Raw genomic sequence first — 21,746 nt, 5'->3', positions numbered from 1 at the left:
AACACATATTTTTATGAAAAAATTTATCTTATTGTGTACATTTTGTTGGGGAATGCTCGTTCCCGGAGTACGAGCATGTACAAGTTTTTTGGCTGGTAGGAATGCCACAACCGATGGTTCGACATTTATAACATACGCGGCAGATTCCCATACATTGTATGGAGCTTTAAAATTTATTCCGGCAGCAAGACATCCCAAAAACAGCACTATGGAAATCAGGGAGTGGGATACGAATAAAATATTAGGTCGCATTCCGCAAGTCGAATATACTTATAAAGTGGTCGGTAATATGAATGAACATCAGTTGTCTATAACCGAATCTACGTGGGGTGGGAGGCCTGAGCTTGTAGATACTACAGGTATAATCGATTATGGCAGTTTGATGTATATCGCTTTACAACGGGCTAAAACAGCGAGAGAAGCGATTACGGTTATGACCGATCTGGTTGATGAATATGGTTATTATAGTTCAGGAGAATCTTTTTCTATTGCTGATCCTGAGGAGGTGTGGATTATGGAGATGATTGGAAAAGGTCATCAAAATCAAGGTGCTGTATGGGTCGCTGTACGTATTCCTGATGATTGTATTGCCGCACATGCTAATCAGTCCCGTATTCATAAGTTTCCGTTAGATGACAAAGAAAATTGTTTATATTCTCCTGATGTCATATCGTTTGCCCGGGAAAAGGGTTATTTCAATGGTCTGAATAAAGATTTCAGTTTTGCTGATGCTTATGCTCCTGCAGATTTTGGAGCATTGAGAGGATGTGAGGCAAGAGTATGGAGCTTTTACAATCGATTCAATAGCTCTATGGGTAAATATTTATCATATTTGAATGGTGAATCTAAAGAATATTTGCCGCTTTATGTAAAACCTGATCGGAAATTGTCGGTACAGGATATGAAAGATGCCATGCGCGATCATTTTGAAGGTACTCCTTTTGACATGACCCAAGATGTAGGTGCTGGGCCGTTTAAGTGTCCTTATAGATTTCGGCCTATGACTTTTAAAGTGGATAGTGTAGAATATACCAATGAACGGGCTACAGCAACACAACAGACTGCCTTTACATTGGTTGCTCAGATGCGGTCTTGGTTGCCGAATGCAATCGGCGGAGTATTATGGTTTGGGGTAGATGATGCGAATACTTGTATTTATGTACCCTTGTATGCTTGTTTGAATGAAGTTCCGGAATGTTATAGCGAATCGAACGGAAGCATGTATGATTTGTCTTGGACTTCTGCATTTTGGGTACATAATTGGGTTGCTAATATGGCTTATTCTCGTTATAACCAGATGATAGAAGATATACGTCCTGTACAAAAGAATATAGAAATGGCATTTAATACTCAGCAGCCTGTTGTTGAAAAGGTTGCTAATGATTTGTATCGTAACGATCCTGTAGCGGCAATTCGCTTTTTGAATGCTTATAGTATGGCTCAGGCTCAACAAACGACTGTCCGGTGGAAAAAGTTGGGAGAGTTTTTGTTGGTTAAATATTTAGATGGAAATCGGAAGAAAGAGAATGGTGGACATTTTTTAGAGAATGGGTACGGTTTGCCTGCTGATCCTGATTTCCCGGGATACTCCGAAGAGTATTATCGGGCGGTCGCTAAAGATGCCGGAGACCGATTGAAAGTCGCTTTTTAAAAGATAAAAATTTAAACTGTCTCTAAAACTATTTTGCCTTATATCTCTATATCGGTAAAAACTTTTTTGTATATTTGTGTATTATAGATGTTGTGAAATTTTTCTAAAAAAGAGAATTGTATGGAAAATGAAGCCTTATTGAAAGAAGTAACTGCGAAAGCTCAGACTTGGCTGGGAGACGGATATGATGAAGCTACTAAAGCCGAAGTAAGAAGAATGCTTGACAATGATGATAAGACAGAACTGATAGAATCATTTTATAAAGATTTGGAATTCGGTACTGGCGGATTGCGTGGGATAATGGGTGCTGGAACAAACCGGATGAATATATATACGGTAGGTGCTGCGACACAGGGATTATCTAATTATCTGAAAAAAGAATTTGCCGATTTATCTGAAATAAAAGTTGTGATTGGCCATGATTGTCGCAATAATAGTCGTTTGTTTGCAGAGATTTCTGCAGATATTTTTTCTGCCAACGGAATTAAGGTGTATCTATTCGAATCGTTGAGACCTACACCCGAGATGTCTTTTGCTATAAGAGCATTAGGATGCCAAAGCGGTATTATACTGACAGCATCTCACAATCCGAAAGAATACAATGGATACAAGGCGTATTGGAATGATGGAGCTCAAATGATCTCTCCGCACGATAAGAATACGATTGCGGAAGTAAATAAGATTCGTTCGATTGCCGATATCAAGTTTAAAGGAAATCCCGCTTTGATCGAAATAATCGGAGAAGAGGTAGATAAGCTTTTCCTTGATAAAATTAAAACTTTGTCATTGAGTCCTGATGCTATCGAACGGCACAAAGACATGAAAATTGTTTATACGCCTATACACGGTACAGGTGTAAAATTAGTTCCGGCATCATTGAAAAATTTTGGATTTACGAATATTATTCATGTCCCGGAACAGGATGTTGTCAGCGGGGATTTTCCGACAGTAGTTTCTCCGAATCCCGAAGAACCGGCAGCTTTGGATATGGCTATACGCAAGGGTATCGAAGTGGATGCAGATATTGTTATGGCTTCAGATCCTGATGCCGATCGTATCGGTATAGCAGTAAAGAATGATAAAGGGGAATTTGTTCTTGTAAATGGAAATCAGATTGTTATGATTTTACTTAATTATTTGATGACCAAATATAAAGAATTAGGTAGACTTACAGGAAACGAATATATCGTGAAAACTATTGTAACGACCGAGTTGATAAAAACAATTGCTGATCGTAATAATATCACTTGCTATGATTGTTATACCGGGTTTAAATGGATTGCATCTGTAATCCGTGAGTTGGAAGGAAAGAAGAAATATATCGGTGGAGGAGAGGAAAGCTACGGCTTTTTGGCTGAGGATTTTGCTCGGGATAAAGATGCTGTATCTGCAATTTCTTTGATGGCGGAGGTTGCAGCTTGGGCAAAAGATAATGGCAAGACTGTATATGAAATGTTACAAGATATTTATTTGACTTACGGTTTCTCTAAAGAAAAAGGTATTTCTGTAGTTCGTAAGGGAAAATCGGGGGCTGAAGAAATCGAAGCGATGATGAAGAATTTCAGGAATAATCCGATGACAGAGATTGCCGGTTCGAAAGTTATTCTTACAAAAGACTTTTCTACTTTAGTTGCTAATGATTTAGTGGAGAACGAAAAGTACACTTTAGATATGCCGACTACATCGAATGTGTTACAGTACTTTACAGAAGACGGAACTAAAGTTTCTATACGTCCTTCAGGAACAGAGCCTAAAATAAAATTCTATATAGAAGTAAAAGGTGAATTGCAATCTCGTGAAGATTATGATAAAGTCAATGAATTGGCAAATCAGAAAATAGAAGCCGTAAAAGCTTCTCTTGGAATTTGATATAGGTAAAAAATGATATAAAGAGGATTATAGAAAAATCAAATTTTTCTATAATCCTCTTTTCTATATCTTTCGATAAGCTTTGGGAGAGATACCTGTATGTTGTTTAAAATATTTTCCGAAAAAAGATTGATTGGCAAAATTCAGTTCTACCGAAATTTCTTGAATTGTCATGTTGCTTGATTTAAGTAATGCTTTAGCTGCTAAAATGACCTGTTCATCGATCCACTCTCCAGCAGATTTTCCACTTATCTCTTTAATTACACAAGACAAGTATTTAGGAGTCAAATATAGTTTGTCGGCGTAAAAGGTTACTGAGCGTTGTTGTTTATAATGCATGGCGACTGTTTTTAAAAAAGATTCGAATACTTCCGTTTTTCTGGATTTTCGTATCGATTTCTCTGGAATTTTTTTCTTGGTAATATTGGCAATTTCATAAAATAAAGATTTCAATAATATGCGTATAATTTCTTTGCGATAAATATTTTCTGTTTCTTTTACCTTGTTTCGCAAAAAAGAATGATATTCTTTCAGACACTTTATTTCATTCGGGTTAAGTGTAGTTTTAGGGGATTCTTTTGCATAAAAAAATACGGATAGCATATCTTCTGTGTTGGGGAGAATCTCGTTACTGAAATTTTTTGATACAACTATAAATAATCCCGAAACATCATCGCTTTTTTCACATAACATGACGATTTGATTCGGCATGAGCAGGATCATGTCATTCGGACATATATTATATTCATCCAGATTAATTGTTATTTTACAGTTCCCTTTCAAACAAAGTGCGAAAACAGTCGTTTCGATGATCGAAGGGTAGTTGAACAGCGGAATATTGTTGATGTTATCCAATATAGCGAAGTCCGTATCTATAAGATCGATCGTATTGTAGTTTTTTACGGATGATAAATCTATTTTAGGAACAGATATATGATTCATAATATTCTAATTTATGACATAAACGTATATATTTTTTTTAAATAATAGGCTGTTTATTCTTTATTAAATGACTTATAGAACAGTTATAACGCGAAATAGAACTTTAGAGGGAAATATTGAACCGGATAAATGTGATAAAATAAAATTGGAAAAAAGGCCGAAAGTAATTTAATTGCTTCTTTTTTTTGAATAATAATAAAATAATTATGGGCAAAATATAAAGAAAATAATGTTTTTATTTGTATAAAATTTATATAGATAATGTCATTGCTTAAAATCAAGTGATTATATTGAAAATTTAATAATAGGATGTAATAGAAATGACGATTTGTTATGCTTGTTCTTTTGAAAAGGATTCGAAAAAGATAATATTATGAGAGATTCTTTGTTAATAAGATTATTATTGATTGTGGTTTTCGGAATAGTTCTTATCCCCGAAGCCATAGCTCGAAAAAAGAAGAAAATAGATGCAGAAACTGTTCCGATAACGTTATATTTAAACAAAATCACTTCGGAATCGAAAAGTTCGATTGTGAAAGGTTATCTGCGATCGGCAATAGTGAATGATCCGACTTTTTTTGAGGTGAGTGAAACTCCCCAAGGAGAGAGAATCCGGTATATCAGCGAAGATATTGATTCGCTAATAGTTATGGATAAACTTAAATATGTAAAGCGAAAATGTAAAAATATCGGTTTTATGGCTGGAAAACCGAAAATCCGTTGGGTTAGGATTGAATATGAAGGAAATGGTATTGATGTATATTCTGCATTTTTTGTTATTCAAAATAGAGTAAATAATATAACTACTGTTAGCAGAGAAATGTATTATTATTTCAGTATTGATAAAGATATTGCAATATTTACATCCCGTCAATATCTATCTGCGCCCTATGTAATTGGCACACCGGCAGTGAATAGAACACAAATGGCATATTATTTCTGCAAAATTTATGATTATCCTGAATTTGCATTACGTATTAAGGCAAAAGAATTTGAAGATATGATGAGTGTCGTAAAAAGCTGGGAAACGGAATATGGTGACCGTCCGGTAAAAAGAGTAGCTGGAAAAATTGAAAATGATCAGCTTGGCGTTCAAAATTCTGTTACAGCTGTTAGCGGAACTGAGTCGGCTTCATGGAAAAGAGTGAAGAATGAAGTCGTGTTTCCCCAATATATGAGAACTATACAAATAGGAATTGCTCCGGATATCGCTCCTTGGTCGCGAAAAATCAAACATAGAGGAAATGGTTATAAAATAGACATTCCTCCCATCGGTATTTATTCAGATATTTGTTTCCTTGATTTCAGTAAGTTTGGGAGCATCGGGTATTTGTTCGGAGCTACTTATAGCAAATATAGTTATAATTGGGAATGGGATAATGGTTATGGTCCAAAGACAAAGGCAACATCTTGTAATAGATTTGATATTTGTGCCGGGTTAAGTTGGCATTTAACTCTTTGTCACAACTTTGAGTTCTATGCACGTTTGATGATGGACTTGAATATGACCGGAAATCGAACAATTGATTGCGAAAGTGGTGAAAAAATGATTGCTGAGAGTAATATGGATACGAGTGTCAGTGGCATTGCAACCGCAGGTTTACGTTATTACTTTTGTAAAAAAGTAGGCGTGTATGTAGAGAGTGGTTATGACATCGGCTATGTTTCCGGTGGATTTTCTTTTCGGTTTTAAATAGTAAAAATATCAAATTATGAAAAAGTTCTTTACAGTATTGAGTTGTGTTATGGCTCTTTCTTTTTTGTCAGTTGGTTGTTCGAAAGATGATGATGAAGATGGGGGCGGGGATGTTGAGGTTACAACCGGAATGACATGGGAGAAGTTGGTCGAGAAATATCCGTTTATGGGAAATTTCCCGAAGTATGAAGGCGATATAGAATTGCATCAGTATAATAAAACATTCGGTTTAGAAAGTGTTGCTTTTTTCGATTATAAATGTGATGCGTCTATGGCTACGGAATATTATGCAAAACTCGCCTCTGAAAATTTTGTTGTGAATCCTGATGCAGAAGGCATTTATACAAAGACGGTTAATGATTATGAGCTGATTTTTACAGGTTCACATGCTGCCGGCAATTTTGGTATGGTCTTTTCTTGTCAACCGGTAGAGTAATGTTAGGATGATATTAATACAATCCAAAAAGACATTCTCATCGAATGAGACTCGATGAGAATGTCTTTTATCGATAATGCAAAAATGCTGGATTATTCGTTGAGAATACCATCACGCTGCATCAATGCTTTTATTGAGGGTTCATGCCCGCGGAAACGTTTGTACAATTCCACCGGATCTTCCGCGCCTCCTTTTTCGAGAATGTTTTTTCTAAAAGATTCTGCAATTTCTCGGCTGAAGATGCCTTTTTCTTTAAATAAGGAAAATGCGTCTGCATCAAGAACTTCAGCCCATTTATATCCGTAATATCCGGCAGCATAACCTCCCGAAAAAATATGCCCGAATTGATTGCTCATCCCAGTTCCATCAACAGTCGGTAACAATTGAGTCGGAGTCATAGCTTTTTGTTCAAATTCCGTAACATTTTCGATGGAATCGGTTTGTGTGTACCAAGCCATATCGAGAAATCCGAAAGATAATTGACGCAAACAGAGATAAGCCGCATTATATTGTCTTGATTTTTTTATCTTTTCAATTAGTTTTGCCGGCATTTTTTTCCCTGTTTCATAATGAGAGGCAAATGTGTCGAGAAACTCTTTTTCGGAAAGCCAGTTTTCCATAATCTGAGAAGGCAGCTCTACAAAATCACGGAATACATTTGTTCCGGAAAGAGATGCATAAGTTGAGTTTGCCAATAAACCGTGTAGAGAATGACCGAATTCATGCAAAAAGGTTTCGACCTCCCCATAAGTCAATAATGCCGGTTTGTCAGCTGTCGGACGAGTGAAATTCATAACGATAGTAATATGGGGGCGGCTGTCATTTCCATTCTCGTCTTTCCATTGTCCTTTATATTCGGTCATCCATGCACCACCTCTTTTAGTTGCTCGAGGATGAAAATCTGTATACAATACGCCTACATATTTATTATTTGCATCAAAAACTTCAAAAGCTTCAACTTCCGGATGATATACGGGAATTTTATTGTTCTTCTTAAATTTGAGACCGTATAAACGTGTCGCTAAACCGAATACACCTTTTTTTACTCGATTCAATTCGAAATAAGGTTTCAGCATCTCATCGTTAAGATCGTATTTGGCATTTTTTAATTTATCTGAGTAGTAAGACCAATCCCATGGCATCAGATCGAAGTTTTTCCCTTCCATACCGATCGCAAAACCTTTTACTTCTCGAACTTCTTGTAAAGCTTCAGGTTTGTATGCTTCTAATAATTGGTTTAGCAAGTTGTATACATTTCGGCTATTTTTTGCCATGCGGCGTTCCAATGTATATTCTGCGTAATTGTCTTTCCCCATCAATTTGGCGATTTCCATCCTGACTTCAGCAATACGTTTCACAATTTGTGTATTGTCGAACTCTCCGGTCTGACAGCGTGAGTTGTATGCCCGATACATTTTTTCTCTCAAATCCCGACGTGCCGAATATTGCATAAACGGGACATAGCTTGGATAAGAAAGGTCGAAAAGGAATCCTTTTTTTCCCTTATTTTGAGCCATTAGTGCTGCTGCATCTATTGCGCTTTGAGGAAGCCCTTCCAATTCTTCAGGCTTAGTCAACAGCATTTCGAAACTGTTTGTTGCTTTAAGCAGATTTTGTCCGAATGTCAAAGTCAATTGATTTAGCTCGGTCGTAAGTTTACGGTATTTTTCCCGATTTTCGCCTTTCAGATTAGCACCTTTGCGTACCATGCTTTCATAAGTATCGTTCAATAGAGCCGATTGTTCGGGAGATAAATCAAGCTCTCCTTTTTTGTCGTAAACGAATTTGACTCGTTCGAATAATTTTTCGTTCAGATTGATATTGTTACCGTGTTCTGAGAGAATAGGCGAGATTTTTTGAGAAATAGCCATCATCTCATCGTTGCCTTCGGCTTCGGAAACAGCAAAAAATATGGTTGATACTTTGTTCAACAAACTTCCTGACCGTTCCAATGCCTCTATTGTGTTCTCAAACGTAGGTGTAGAACGTTGATTGACAATTGCATCTACTTCTTTTTGGTGTTGACGGATACCTTCTTGAAACGCAGGTTCGTAATCTGTTGTTTTGATTTTGTCGAATGGTGCGGTTTCTCGGGGTGTTTTAAATTTCCCGAAAAAAGGGTTTGCAGCTTGAGTCATATATAAAGTTATTGTTAGAAAAACTATAAATATAAATATTTTTCTCATGAGAAAAGTTTTTATTAAGGTTGACAAAGTTCTCAAATAATTGATACTTTAACATAAAAGAGCTATTAATTTATATTAATTAAAAAGTAAAAATTCTCTTTGCAAGTATGTTTTTTCCTCTTTTAGCATACATTTGTGTCGGGTATAACATAGAAAATAAAAAATCATGAAACAACGATTACTTTTTTTACTCAAAATATATTTGTGGTTCATACTCATGTTTATGTTGCAAAAACCACTATTCATGCTTTTCCATTATGATTTATTCGATAAAGCCTCTTTTATGGACTGGATACAGGTTATGTATCACGGTCTTCCTCTCGATATTTCGGTTGCAAGCTATATTTTAGTGTTGCCGGTATTTGTAGCTTTGGTGACAGTATGGATACAAGGATTATGGGCGGAGTGGTTTTATAAAGGGTATTTTGCATTGATTATAGCTATTTTATCGCTCATTTTTATTTCTGATATAGAATTATATACTTATTGGGGATTTAGGATGGATGCGACTCCGTTGTTTTATTTGAAGTCTCCTGCCGATGCTATGGCGAGTATTCCGTTTTGGGTTTTGATTTTAGGAATTATAGGTATCATTTTATATTTTACGATTTTTTGGTATCCTTTGAATCGTTGGTTTGTGAAAGGTTCTGGGAAATGGAAATTCTGTAAACGTCGCATCAGATCGACATGTTGGTTTTTATTGTTGCTCGGTTTGTTGTTTATCCCGATTCGTGGAGGCGTTTCGGTCTCAACGATTAATGTAGGAAGGGTATATTACAGTGATAATATGTTGTTTAATCATGCAGCAATAAATCCGGCTTTCAGTTTGCTGGCATCTTTGTCTAAAGGACAAGATTTTAAACAGCAGTATCGTTTTATGGATGCAGATAAAGCAGATCAAGAATTTTCAAAGATGACACACAGTCGACTTTATTTCCCTGAAAATGACACTGCTCGCTGGATTAATCGTGAACGCCCGGATATTTTGTTGATTATATTAGAAAGTTTTTCTGGTACAGCAATGGAGAAACTGGGTGGGGTTTCGGGAGTGATGCCGAATCTTACCCGTTTGGCGGAAGAAGGAATATTTTTTACAAACTTTTATGCGAATAGTTTTAGAACCGATAGAGGTCTTGTTTCGATTTTAAGCGGATATCCTGCACAACCGACAACATCTATTATGAAATATCCCGTTAAGTCTCAATCTCTGCCTGCTATATCCAAATCATTGCGAAAAGAAGGTTATGATATACAATTCCTTTATGGGGGAGATGCAGATTTTACAAATATGCGTTCTTATTTTATTTCTTCAGGATTTCAAAGTATAGTATCCGATAAAGATTTCCCTGTTAGTGATTTATTATCGAAATGGGGGGCGAATGATGGCACGACTTTTACTCGTTTCGGTGAGTTGATACAAAATCAACAGAAGCATCCTTTTATGAAAGTTTTTCTGACACTGAGCAGTCATGAACCCTTTGATGTTCCGTATCATCATTTCGATGATCCTTATCTTAATTCAGTAGCTTATACCGATAGTTGCCTCGGGGCATTTATCGATCAATTCCGTCAGACTCCACAATGGAATAACACTTTAATTATTTTAGTGCCTGATCATGCTATGCGTTATCCTGCCGGAGTTCAAGAACCGGATATTATCCGACATCATATCCCTATGGTCTGGTGTGGTGGAGTGGTGAATAATCCTAAAGAGGTAAGTGATTATAGTTCGCAGATCGATATTGCTGCCACCCTTTTGGGACAGATGAATATAGACTATTCAGATTTTAAATTCAGTAAAAATATTGCTGATACTACTCAATATAAATTCGCTTATTATACTTTCAAGGACGGATTCGGCTATCTGGATTCTGATGCTAAAGTCATATATGATAATGAAGCGGGGAAAGTAATTTTTTCAGAAGGAGATACTACCGGAAGTAAAGAGAACGCAGGTAAGGCATTTCTACAAAAGTTATATGATGATTTAGGTAGCCGATAATCTCCAGCGGAGGAGATTATCGGTTTAAGGAATACATGAGCTGGTCGATTAGCAACGGAATATCATTGGCAGATATGCCTGCTTGTATCAAATATTTGACATCTTGCCTGAAATTATTAAGGAACGATTCCACATTTCCTTTATCGTTCTCTATGCTTTCTCTGTATAATTCTATCGTCTTACTCAGATTTTTAAGAACAAATTCTATATGTCCGGCATTCATATAATCGATAGGGGTCGGTTTATTATTCAGTATTTTTTCGTAATAACGCCGGGCTTGTTCTTGTTTTCCCGCCAAAAAAGAACACCATGCTATAGCCCTCCATGCTTTGGTGCTTTTGGGGTCTAAATAATCGACTTTAAAATAATATTTCAAAGCTTCATCATAATTCTCTTGTTCGAAATAGCAATGTCCGATATTCATCTCTATCGATAAATTATCAGGTTTCATTTGTTCTATTCTCAAGTAGTATTCTAATGCGGCTTCCGGTTTTTTCAATGTTCTGTAACAAGAGGCAATTCTTCTTAATGTCCATAAGCTATCGGGATATATCATTTCAGCCTTTAAATATGCGTCTAAAGCTTTGCTATATTGTCCGGACATTTGTAAACAATATCCGACCTTTTGATATAGTTCACTGTCTGATCGATGGCTTTGTAGCAATTTATTGAACATTATCAGGGCATCGGCATAATATTCTTTCCGGAAATAAAATTCTCCGATCAATCTTAATGTGTTGTCATCCGAAAATATGGATTGTAAGAATGAAACCTGAAACAAGTCTATATGTGATGCAAACGGATCAGAAAATTCAGACCGGAAAGATGAAAGTTTGAAAAATCTATATAAATCTTGTAAGTATTGGTTCGATATATTTTTACCTATTTCATCAGCGTTTAGGGTGAGTCTGTCCTTTTCTATATTTTGCATCTCGATACCTTCGGCATTAAATTGGGAGGTCATCATACCTCTTTGTGCTTCCGGAACTTGTGTGAGACTGAGACAAAAAGAGTATTTGTCGGAATTACACAGAAAGTGAGACAGGCTGATGAGTTTTTTGAAATTATTATCTTTATCTCCTTGAGTGAAAACATTGGTCAGTGCTGTATATTTGGTATTAAACGGGCGAAACCAGTTCGCTGCTTCTTTGAAAAACGGGAAACTTTTGAGCCCTGAAAAAGTACTCATAAAAACATCAGCCCCTTCTAACTGCAAATCATTCAATTCTTTAAGTTTATCTGCGATTCCTGATTGCTCCAAAATCTCCTGCCATTCCGGGTTTTTATCTAAAGAATTCATATCATTCATTAACTCGTCTTGTTTCATTTTTTTATAGATAGACGGACTTATTTTCATCATTTCAGGAAGCAACTCTTCTGTAAATTTTCGAGAAATTCGTTCAGTCTCGCGACTTTTTATGAATTGTAGGAAAATCGTTCGTGTATCCTTGCAAAACCGGTCGTTTTCTTTACAAGCTTCAATTCTTGCCAATAAATAAGGAGAACGTTCTATTCTTGTTTTATATATATACATAAGAATTAGGACTCCGCATAAAGCTCTTTGGCGTATTTCTTCATTGCCTGATTGTTCATAAACGTCTAACAGGATTGCCAATTTTTGTTCGTCATACCGATGCAGTAGATTTAAAGTAAGTGCCGAAACGATTAAACAAGTCGTTTCGACAGGAAAATGTTCTGGAGATAATCCTTCACGTAAAGCCGAGTAATCCCATTCGGTTGCCGGATAGTTGCACCAGATTCTGGTTACAAGTTCCTCTTCAGCCTTTTCTACTTGCTTTCTAAGTTCAGTCTGTATCTGGACATTATTTTCTATATCGCTTAACAAGTCGTTTAAAGACAAATTATTGATAGCGGTGTCTAATACATCCGATTGTTGTTGAATACTCATTTCCGGATGTAGCTGAAAATATCTTTTCTTAGAGTAATAAAAACCGGATGATTCTTTCTCGAGTAATGATTCGGTAACTTTATCGGTTAATGAGAATAAAGAGGTAATCAAGCTTTTATATACCTGTTCTCGTTCAGGGTCTTCGATACCTTCAAACATGTATCGGAGCATATATTTATAGGATGTTTCCAGTTCATTCAGCTTATCATTGACAGTCCAATCTTGTAATGCAGCAGACAATCCGGATAACAATCCGAATACCTTTTTTATCTGTTTTTCTGTAAGCAATCGGTAGATCTCCTGTTGGGTATTGATTATTTCTTTTACTGTCATATTTGTCATATTTTTCTGTGGCTGATAAAGATAATATCTTACTCTGTAAGTTACCAAATTTTAAAAATAAATATGTTCAAAATGTATGCCAAATTTCTATTGTAAAGTTCATATTTGTTCAAAATATTATTGAGATTATATGAAAGTGGTTTTTCTGGGGATTTTGTGTTTGTCTGAAATAAATGAGTATTAATTTAAGTTTTTTCAGAATTGGATGCTGAGCTGTTGAGGATGTAGTTTTTCTGTCGGATGTGAAACTGACAAACCGAGTAAACGAATAGGACGTCCTGATATATCGATCTCATTCAATAGCATTTTAGCTAAAGGCAGTATTTCTTCAAGATCTGTTAACGGATGATGATTGCTTATACATTTTGTCTTTTGTGAAAAGTCGCTGAATTTTACTTTTAGAGTAAGCGTATTCCCCTGAAATTTTTTGCGAGTGATACGTTCTGTCAATTCACAGGCTACATGATAAAGTTCTATAATAACGGACATTTTGCCTGTCAAGTCTCTTTCAAAAGTCGTTTCACATCCGACCGACTGTCTGGCTTTTATAGCTTCAACCGCTCTGTCGTCTATGCCATGAGCAAAATCATAAAATAAGTTCCCGTTTTTCCCGAAATGTCTGATAAGAAACTCTAAAGAACATTTTTGTAAATCAGCACCAGAATGAATTCCCAATGAATGCATTTTATTTCCGGTTGTTTTTCCTACACCCCAAAATAATTCGATGGGGAGAGAAGCGATGAATTTGATAGCTTTATCGGGATGGATGACGTAGAGTCCGTCGGGTTTTCTGTAATCGGAAGCAATCTTTGCAAGAAATTTATTATAGGAAACTCCTGCAGAGGCGGTAAGCCCCAGTGTCTCTTTTATTTGTTGTTTTATGGCTTTTGCTATATCTGTCGCCAATTCGATATTTTTTTTGTTTTCTGTAACATCAAGAAATGCTTCATCCAAAGAGAGCGGTTCTATAATATCGGTGTATTCTCTGAATACAGCATGTATTTGTCCCGATACCTCTTTGTATACGTCCATTCGTCCCGGTATGAATATGACATTCGGACAGAGTTTTCGGGCTTTAACAGAAGACATAGCTGATCGTATCCCATATTTTCGGGCTTCGTAGCTAGCCGCAGAAACGACCCCTCTGTTTTCGGGGCGGCCTACGACTAACGGTTTCCCAATATATTCAGGATGATCGCGTAACTCTATGGAAGCATAAAAAGCGTCCATATCTATATGTATTATTTTTTTATCCAAATGAAAGAAGTCCTCCTAAAATCTATTACAAAAGTACGCCTTCTTGTCCGATCATCGTATATACAGAATGTGAAAACAGTCTAATAAAATAGGATATATAGATTATCTTTGCAGTTTAAAAAAATAAAGAATTACATGAAAACTAAAATATTGGCGATTTTTGCATGTTTACTATGGGGATCGGCTTTTGCAGGAGCTAAAATAGGTTTCGAATATACGACTCCACTACATTTGTCCGGCATGCGCTTTATGCTGGCCGGGATTCTGTTAATCCCTTTTTTGATATATCAGAAAATCGATTGGATATCTAATTTAAAGGAGTGGCGTTATATGCTGTTATTTGGTTTTTTACAGACGTTTATACAGTACGGTTTCTTTTTTATGGGATTAGATAAAGTCCCGGCTGCCATATCTGCAATTATTATCGGAGGCGGACCGTTTTTTGTTGCTGTTATGGCTCATTTTACCATAGAAAATGACCGGATGTCGTTGCGTAAAATTTTAGCTATTGTTTTGGGTATGGCAGGGATCGTATTTATAAGCTTTGCTAAAGGTGGTTCTGTTCATACTGATGCATCGTTTTATTATGGAATCGTATTATTAATCATTAGTAATATCGTAGGGGCGTCAGCTAATGTTATAGTTGCAAAGAACAGGAATAAAGTTTCTCCGATTATGCTTACTGCTTTTGCTAATTTCTCCGGTGGGTTAATGCTGTACATTATATCGTTTTTTACAGAAGATTGGTTTATAAAAACTTATACGGCAGAATTTTATGTCGCTTGGATATGGTTGGCATTTATTCCGGCAGCAGGTTTTTCTATTTGGTATTCGTTGCTTAAGAAGCCTGAAATAAAGGTTTCTGAACTGAACATGTGGAAATTTATTGTACCGGTTGCCGGTGTTGTTTTAAGTTGGTTGCTTGTTCCGGGTGAATATCCTGATTTATACTCGATATTGGGTATTTTTATTATAACAGTAGCTTTGCTGATTTTACAGAAGCAGCCGAATGAAAAATGATGATGTTGTGTGTCACTAAATAATTATTCGTTTTTAATTAAGAGCTTGTTTAAAATTTTCCGATAAAAAATTATGTATCCGGACTTTTGAAAAAATACTCCCGAAACAGTTCTCAAAAATATCCATGCAAAATTTAGATAGGCTTTGGGTTAAAAAAACAATTTTTCCCATGATCCCTGCACGGCTATATGTTATATATTTTTGATATATAATATTTAGAAGTTATGGTATTTATAAAAATCAAATTGCGTCATTCGTCTGTTTCCGGAATTCCCGGAACTGTGGTTTATGTGTTGTATGAAGGTGTGAGATCTGTCCGGATTGCGACAGAGTATAAATTGTTCCCTGAAGAATGGGATGAAAAGTCTCAGTCCGTTATCCTTAGAGAAAAGCAACGGCTTTCGTATGTAATGGATGTTGATCGCCGAATAAGGAGCGATATATTTATTTTACAAAATATAATTAAATCGTTTCCTGATTATTCAGTAGAAGATATATTACAGTCGTTTCATATACATGGAAAAGACAAATTTTTTCTCGCTTTTATGGATAAACAGATAGGGTTATTAATAAAAAATGGATGTTTGGGAACAGCCCGCAATTATTTGTGTGCGAGGAATAGTTTTGCTTCGTTTCTTCATAATCAGGATATTGCAATTCATTTAATGACAGAAGATTTTATTCTTGAATATGATTCATGGTTGAAAAAACGAGGTATAACTCGGAACTCTCTCTCTTTTTATATGCGTATATTGCGTTCTGTGTATAATAAGGCTGCGACAGAAATGTTTTTTGATCCTCAAAATATATTCAAGAAAGTATATACAGGAATAGATCGAACTCGGAAAAGGGCTGTAAACGAAAATATTATTGTTCGTTTGAATAATTTGAATCTGTCCGAGCATAAAACTTTGGATTATGCTCGGGATATATTTATCTTTAGTTTTTATACGAGGGGAATGGCTTTCGTTGATGTTGCGTACCTTAAAAAAAGTAACATAAGAAATGGGTTCATACAATATATTCGTCGTAAGACCGGACAAATTATTAACATTCGTATCGAATCATGTATGAAGAAAATAATAGACCATTACAAAACAAGTAGTGAGTATATATTTCCCATCATTACGTCTTCGGACGAGAATATTGCATACCGGCAATATCAAAATTCACTGAGTTATTATAATAAACAACTCAAAAAAATTTCTGATTTATTGGGGTTATCTTCTCCTTTGACTTCATACACCGCACGTCATACATGGGCAACAGCCGCAAGAAATAAAAATATACCGCTTTCTGTAATAAGTGCAGGCATGGGACATACATCGGAAAAAACTACGCAAATTTATTTGGCATCTTTAGACAATTCTATTATAGATGAAGCTAATAAATTTATTATTAGTTCTTTATATTGTAAAGAGAATAATTTTGTAGAAAAAAAAGTGTAAAATGTAATCTATATAAAAAAACATCTGTTTCTATCACAGAAGTAGGACTTAAACGGGTTCAAATTTAGATAAATAAGTTTGTTTATCCAACTAAATAATAAACATTTTTTTGCTATTAGAATCATGTGCTGAAAATCAACACTTTGTAATTCAGTAATTTGAATCTTAATTTGATTAAATTAATAAGAATTCAATTTATTAATAATAGCTACAAGGGTTATTGCCAATATCGTATGGCTAAATGGATATATATTGAAAATTATTTCTTGATTTTTTAATTAATATACTGTTAATCAATTATATATAAATTAGATACAATTAAGTCCTACTTCTGTGATAGAAACAGGATTCAGAGCTGAAGGTGTGTTTTATATTATACAGCCAAACAATTGTTAATCAGGGATATATGTATTTCTGGTGTCCCTAAGGAATAGTCTGTTAGAAGAAATTAGGGTATTAAAGAAAGTTGTTGTACTTGTTGCTATTGTTGGTTTTATAATTATGATTTCAAAGTCAGATAAATTAGAAACTTGTTCAAAGTTTATTCGAAGTAGATAGTGATTTTCAGGAAGATCCAAAATCATTTTATTGCAACGAAAGTAGATTGGTAAAAATTCTTTTCATAAAATTCGAACAGGTTAGTGTATTAATTTAAAAATATAATCTCTGGTATATAAAATTACACATCTAAAATATTAATTAAGAGAAGTTTCGATGTGAATCGAGATCATCTTTGGGATATGAGAATATCCTTAAATAATCCCTTTTTATACCGGAGATTATTTTATGAAAAATTTTGGAGCAGAAAGTAAACATAAAATTAGAAAGGCGAGATGATATAGCATGGTATGCTATACGTGTTACTTATAGCCGGGAAATGATATTTAAAGAATATCTTGATGATCATAGTATCGAAAATTTTATACCGATGCGTTATGAAAGCACGGATTTAGGAGCTAAAAAATCACGAAAATTAGTACCGATTATACATAATCTTGTTTTTGTCCATTCGACAAAGGGTTGTATAGATGCTTTCAAGTCAGAACTTGAAGTCCGTTTGCCTATCCGATATATTATGGATAAGGCTACAGGTCATCCTATTATAATTCCCGATAAGCAAATGCAAGATTTCATTGCCGTATCAGGCACCTATGACGATCAGCTTGTTTATCTTGATCCCGTTTCGATAATATTGAAAAAAGGAGATAAAGTTAGAATTACCGGAGGAATTTTTTCCGGAGTGGAGGGTGTATTTATAAGAATTAAAGGCGATAGGAGGGTAGTTGTTTCCATTCAGGGGATAATGGCTGTTGCAACAGCATTTATACATCCTTCGTTGATCGAAAAAATAGAATAGTAAAGAAATAAAAATGATTATGAATATAATAATGACGATTAAATTTATGCAGATCAAGCATATATTAAGAATTCTACTTGTTATTGTACTTTTTAGTTCATGTGATTCATCTAAAAAGGTCGTATATTTTCAGGATCTTAGGCCGGGAATATCCGAGCAGTTGATATCATCTACTCAAATTACATTCCGACCGGAAGATAAGCTTTCTATTGTTGTCAGCAGTAAAGATCCTCAATTAGCAAGCCTGTTTAATTTACCTATTGCTTCTTTTCGTGCAGGATTGGCATCGGGGGCACAAAATACTAATCAGGAGATGTCGGTATATACTATCGATTCTCAAGGAGATATTGATTTTCCCGTTTTAGGAAAAATTCGTGTGGCAGGAATGAATCGTTCCGAGCTTGCCGAATATATTAAAAATCGACTTGTCAAGGAAAATCTGATAAAAGATCCGGTCGTTACGGTAGAATTTATGAACCTCAGTGTTTTTGTATTAGGAGAGGTTAATAAACCGGGACGTATTAATATAGACCGAGATAGAATTACCGTTCTTGATGCAATCAGTATGGCGGGGGATCTCTCGATTTACGGGAAACGGAATCCCGTATATGTCCTGAGAAAGGAGGGGGATAAAGAGATCGCTTATCAACTCGATTTATGTTCTGCAAAACAGATTTATTCTTCTCCGGCATATTATCTTCAGCAGAACGATGTAATATATGTCGAACCTAATTCAGTCCGGGCGCGTCAGTCTACAGTCAACGGAAATAATGTTCGTTCTACATCTTTTTGGATGTCATTGGCTTCATTGCTTACCACGATTACCGTGCTTATTGTTAAATAACTATTCTGATATTAAAGTAAAAATATGGCTGCTGTTCAAAATAATCCGAAATCGAAACAATCTGAGGAGTTTATGCGAATACAAGATTTGTTATACCTTTGTGTATCCAATTGGTATTGGCTCGCCCTTTCTCTGGTGATTACATTGGGTGCTGCTGTCTTGTACATTAAAGTAACACCTCCGGTATATACTCGGTCGGCTTCTATTCTTATTAAAGAAGATTCTAATGGGAAATCTCTTTCTACGGATGCTGGTTCTTTTGCCGATTTGGGACTGATTCAAGCAAATACGAATGTAAATAATGAAATTATTTCATTGCAGTCTCCGGCAATTATGACAGATGTTGTAAAGCGTTTGCATCTGAACATGGATTATCTTGTTGACGGAGGCTTTTATCGAGAAGTTTTATATGGTCGTACTTTACCTATAAATGTATCTATAGACTCTTCTGATAATGAGTCGTCTGCTCTGACTATAAAAATTTTGGCGGACAGTGTCGTAGAATTATCCGATTTTGTCCGGAATGGGGAAGACTTGTCCGGGAAATCGATAAAAGGACAACTGAGGGATACGATTATGACTCCTGTTGGAAAAATAACAGTATGCCCCACGCCTTATTATACTTCTCAATTTTCTCAACCTATATATGTTTCCTGTTCTAACCTTTATAGTGCAGTCCGTCGTTATGCTCCGAATCTATCTGTCGTGCTAAATGATGAAAAATCTACGGTTGTCGATCTGTCGTTCAGAGACGTTTCTATTCAGCGGGCTGAAGATATTTTGAATACGTTGATTGCGGTATATAATGAAAATTGGGTAAAAGATAAAAATCAGATCGCCATCAGCACCTCCATGTTTATCAATGAACGTTTAGGGGTTATTGAAAAAGAATTAGGAAGCGTAGATGAGGATATATCTTCGTACAAGAGTGAACATCTTTTGCCCGATGTACAAGCGGCGTCCAGTATGTATATGACGCAGGTTAATGAAACTGATGCTCAATTATTGGCACTGAATAATCAGCTTTATATGGCTCGTTATATTCGTAATTATTTAGGAAATGAATTGAATAAATATCAACTTTTACCTGCTAATTCGGGTATAGAAAATTCTAATCTTGGAGATCAGATTGCAGAGTACAATAACAAATTGCTGCAGCGTAACAGTTTAGTTGCGAACAGTAGCGATCTGAATCCTTTGGTTATCGATCTCGATCATGCTTTGGCTGCCATGCGCAAGGCGATTATCGCATCTATAGATAATCAGGTTGTTACATTGAATACACAGATAAAGAATCTGGAACGTAGCGGACAACAGACAACAGCCCGTATCGCTGAAAGCCCTGCCCAAGCAAAATATTTACTTTCGGTCGAACGTCAACAGAAAGTAAAAGAGTCTCTTTATTTGTATTTACTTCAGAAACGTGAAGAAAACGAACTTTCGCAAGCGTTTACAGCTTATAATACCCGTATTATTACTCCGGCGGGAGGAAGTATGTTACCTACCGCACCTCTGAAAAAGAATATCTTGCTGGTTGCCTTTGTCGCAGGGTTGTTGATTCCTGTAATTGTCATATTCATTGCAGAGAATATGAATACTAAAGTCAGGGGACGTAAAGATTTGGAAAATACGACAATTCCTTTTGTTGGAGAAATACCGTTGGCATATCATCAGGTAAAACAGGGTTCGATATTCCGGAAAAAGAGATTGCCGGAAACGCACACGATTGTGGTCAAAGAAAAAAGCAGGAATCTTGTCAACGAAGCGTTTAGAGTTGTCCGCACCAATCTGGAATTCATGTTGGGTAAAGAAGGGCAATCCCGGGTTATCATGGTTTCCTCTGCAAATCCGGGTAGTGGAAAGACTTTTATTACCATGAATCTGGCAAAAAGTCTTGCAATTAAAGGTAAAAAAATACTGGTTATAGACCTTGATTTGAGAAAAGCCTCTTTGAGCTCGTATGTCGATTCTCCCCGAATAGGAATTTCAAATTATTTGAGCGGACAAATAGAAAATTTTTCTGAAATTATAGTTAAAGACAAAGTATATCCGTGTTTAGATGTAATACCGGTAGGAACAATACCTCCTAATCCAACGGAGCTATTATTTGATCAGCGTTTAGAGCAGATGTTGAATCTCTTGAAGTCAGAGTATAACTGTATCTTTATCGACTGTCCCCCGGTAGAAATTGTGGCAGATGCTTCTATCATCAATAAATTATCGGATATGACATTGTTTATCATTCGTTCCGGATTATTGGATCGCAGTATGCTTTTTGAAATAGAAGGATTTTATACAGACCAGAAATATAAAAACATGGCTATTATTCTGAACGGGACGTCTGAAGCGTATGGTCACTATGGATATCGCTATGGGTACAGGTATGGTTACCACTACGGATATGGCATAGGATATTCAAAAGAGGAGTAAGTGACTAATGGATGTTTTAACGACATATTCACGATGAAAGCCTTTTTTATTGTATTCATCAAAGGTTATAAAATAGATATTTTTTTGTACAGATCGAACAATTTTAGAAAGCCTGAATAGCATTCTATATCGGAAAATTTAAACAGGTTCTTAGGTACAGTTCCTTGATGAACTCAGAACTTGACATCATATTATTGCGAGTATATTTAAAGAAAATGAAAGGTATTGTATTGGCCGGTGGTTCGGGCACAAGGTTGTATCCGATCACTAAGGGAGTGAGTAAGCAGCTTCTCCCGATTTATGACAAACCGATGATTTATTATCCGATATCGGTATTGATGTTGGCAGGTATCCGGG

General features: G+C 35.8%; 15 protein-coding genes. 11 read left to right on the top strand and 4 right to left on the bottom strand.

Annotation, left to right across the window (positions count from 1 at the left end):
* Positions 1-13 precede the first annotated feature (13 nt).
* Both Q0093_RS13105 and Q0093_RS13100 read left to right on the top strand, forming a co-directional pair.
* On the top strand, positions 14-1,651 hold the full coding sequence (locus Q0093_RS13105; protein WP_297931296.1) for a C69 family dipeptidase: 1,638 nt from the start codon (positions 14-16) through the stop codon (positions 1,649-1,651).
* Between the two features lie 120 nt (positions 1,652-1,771).
* Positions 1,772-3,520, top strand: a complete 1,749-nt coding sequence (locus tag Q0093_RS13100) for a phospho-sugar mutase (protein ID WP_297931291.1) — start codon at positions 1,772-1,774, stop codon at positions 3,518-3,520.
* Between the two features lie 63 nt (positions 3,521-3,583).
* On the opposite strand, the gene Q0093_RS13095 is transcribed toward Q0093_RS13100, so the two are convergent.
* Positions 3,584-4,462 carry an AraC family transcriptional regulator gene (locus Q0093_RS13095; protein ID WP_294177370.1) on the bottom strand — a complete coding sequence of 293 codons (879 nt, stop codon included), beginning with the start codon at positions 4,460-4,462 and terminating at the stop codon, positions 3,584-3,586.
* Positions 4,463-4,835: 373 nt separating this feature from the next.
* Between Q0093_RS13095 and Q0093_RS13090 the strand changes: the two genes are divergently transcribed.
* Together Q0093_RS13090 and Q0093_RS13085 are read left to right on the top strand one after the other, a co-directional pair.
* Positions 4,836-6,155, top strand: a complete 1,320-nt coding sequence (locus tag Q0093_RS13090) for a hypothetical protein (RefSeq protein ID WP_297931286.1) — start codon at positions 4,836-4,838, stop codon at positions 6,153-6,155.
* Between the two features lie 19 nt (positions 6,156-6,174).
* Positions 6,175-6,594: a hypothetical protein gene (locus Q0093_RS13085; protein WP_297931283.1), complete on the top strand. Its 420-nt coding sequence runs from the start codon at positions 6,175-6,177 to the stop codon at positions 6,592-6,594.
* A gap of 92 nt (positions 6,595-6,686) precedes the next feature.
* Here Q0093_RS13085 and Q0093_RS13080 read toward each other — a convergent pair whose 3' ends face one another.
* The gene (locus tag Q0093_RS13080; protein ID WP_297931280.1) at positions 6,687-8,780 is read right to left on the bottom strand and encodes a M3 family metallopeptidase; all 2,094 of its coding nucleotides are present in this window, start codon (positions 8,778-8,780) and stop codon (positions 6,687-6,689) included.
* 166 nt (positions 8,781-8,946) lie between these two features.
* On the opposite strand from Q0093_RS13080, the gene Q0093_RS13075 reads away from it, so the two are divergent.
* Positions 8,947-10,782, top strand: a complete 1,836-nt coding sequence (locus Q0093_RS13075) for an LTA synthase family protein (protein ID WP_297931277.1) — start codon at positions 8,947-8,949, stop codon at positions 10,780-10,782.
* 16 nt (positions 10,783-10,798) lie between these two features.
* Here the strand turns inward: Q0093_RS13075 and Q0093_RS13070 are convergent, their stop codons facing one another.
* Both Q0093_RS13070 and dinB read right to left on the bottom strand, forming a co-directional pair.
* Positions 10,799-13,024, bottom strand: a complete 2,226-nt coding sequence (locus Q0093_RS13070; RefSeq protein WP_297931274.1) for a tetratricopeptide repeat protein — start codon at positions 13,022-13,024, stop codon at positions 10,799-10,801.
* A 204-nt stretch (positions 13,025-13,228) separates the two neighbouring features.
* Complete coding sequence (gene dinB / locus Q0093_RS13065; protein WP_297931269.1) at positions 13,229-14,290, bottom strand: DNA polymerase IV; 1,062 nt, start codon at positions 14,288-14,290, stop codon at positions 13,229-13,231.
* 135 nt (positions 14,291-14,425) lie between these two features.
* On the opposite strand from dinB, the gene Q0093_RS13060 reads away from it, so the two are divergent.
* The 6 genes from Q0093_RS13060 to Q0093_RS13035 form a co-directional block, all read left to right on the top strand.
* A complete protein-coding gene (locus Q0093_RS13060; RefSeq protein WP_297931267.1) occupies positions 14,426-15,310 on the top strand; it encodes a DMT family transporter in 885 nt (294 codons plus the stop codon).
* A 224-nt stretch (positions 15,311-15,534) separates the two neighbouring features.
* Entirely contained in the window at positions 15,535-16,758 is a 1,224-nt protein-coding gene (locus Q0093_RS13055) for a site-specific integrase (protein WP_297931264.1), read from the top strand.
* A gap of 796 nt (positions 16,759-17,554) precedes the next feature.
* The gene (locus Q0093_RS13050) at positions 17,555-18,115 is read left to right on the top strand and encodes a UpxY family transcription antiterminator (RefSeq protein WP_294177387.1); all 561 of its coding nucleotides are present in this window, start codon (positions 17,555-17,557) and stop codon (positions 18,113-18,115) included.
* Positions 18,116-18,161: 46 nt separating this feature from the next.
* On the top strand, positions 18,162-18,959 hold the full coding sequence (locus Q0093_RS13045) for a polysaccharide biosynthesis/export family protein (protein WP_294177557.1): 798 nt from the start codon (positions 18,162-18,164) through the stop codon (positions 18,957-18,959).
* Positions 18,960-18,983: 24 nt separating this feature from the next.
* Positions 18,984-21,389: a GumC family protein gene (locus Q0093_RS13040; protein WP_297931262.1), complete on the top strand. Its 2,406-nt coding sequence runs from the start codon at positions 18,984-18,986 to the stop codon at positions 21,387-21,389.
* A 215-nt stretch (positions 21,390-21,604) separates the two neighbouring features.
* Positions 21,605-21,746 (top strand): sugar phosphate nucleotidyltransferase (locus Q0093_RS13035; RefSeq protein ID WP_297931330.1); only part of this gene is annotated, 142 nt, incomplete at its 3' end.

The organism is uncultured Coprobacter sp., from assembly GCF_947855755.1.
Classification (GTDB): domain Bacteria; phylum Bacteroidota; class Bacteroidia; order Bacteroidales; family Coprobacteraceae; genus Coprobacter.
The sequence above is the reverse complement of the archived record's forward strand: the minus strand, read 5'-3'. Positions and strand labels throughout refer to the sequence as shown.

Coding starts and splice junctions, on each gene's coding strand:
- Q0093_RS13105 (WP_297931296.1), top strand. CDS start 14: ATGAAAAAATTTATCTTATTGTGTACATTTTGTTGGGGAATGCTCGTT.
- Q0093_RS13100 (WP_297931291.1), top strand. CDS start 1,772: ATGGAAAATGAAGCCTTATTGAAAGAAGTAACTGCGAAAGCTCAGACT.
- Q0093_RS13095 (WP_294177370.1), bottom strand. CDS start 4,462: ATGAATCATATATCTGTTCCTAAAATAGATTTATCATCCGTAAAAAAC.
- Q0093_RS13090 (WP_297931286.1), top strand. CDS start 4,836: ATGAGAGATTCTTTGTTAATAAGATTATTATTGATTGTGGTTTTCGGA.
- Q0093_RS13085 (WP_297931283.1), top strand. CDS start 6,175: ATGAAAAAGTTCTTTACAGTATTGAGTTGTGTTATGGCTCTTTCTTTT.
- Q0093_RS13080 (WP_297931280.1), bottom strand. CDS start 8,780: ATGAGAAAAATATTTATATTTATAGTTTTTCTAACAATAACTTTATAT.
- Q0093_RS13075 (WP_297931277.1), top strand. CDS start 8,947: ATGAAACAACGATTACTTTTTTTACTCAAAATATATTTGTGGTTCATA.
- Q0093_RS13070 (WP_297931274.1), bottom strand. CDS start 13,024: ATGACAGTAAAAGAAATAATCAATACCCAACAGGAGATCTACCGATTG.
- Q0093_RS13060 (WP_297931267.1), top strand. CDS start 14,426: ATGAAAACTAAAATATTGGCGATTTTTGCATGTTTACTATGGGGATCG.
- Q0093_RS13055 (WP_297931264.1), top strand. CDS start 15,535: ATGGTATTTATAAAAATCAAATTGCGTCATTCGTCTGTTTCCGGAATT.
- Q0093_RS13045 (WP_294177557.1), top strand. CDS start 18,162: ATGCAGATCAAGCATATATTAAGAATTCTACTTGTTATTGTACTTTTT.
- Q0093_RS13040 (WP_297931262.1), top strand. CDS start 18,984: ATGGCTGCTGTTCAAAATAATCCGAAATCGAAACAATCTGAGGAGTTT.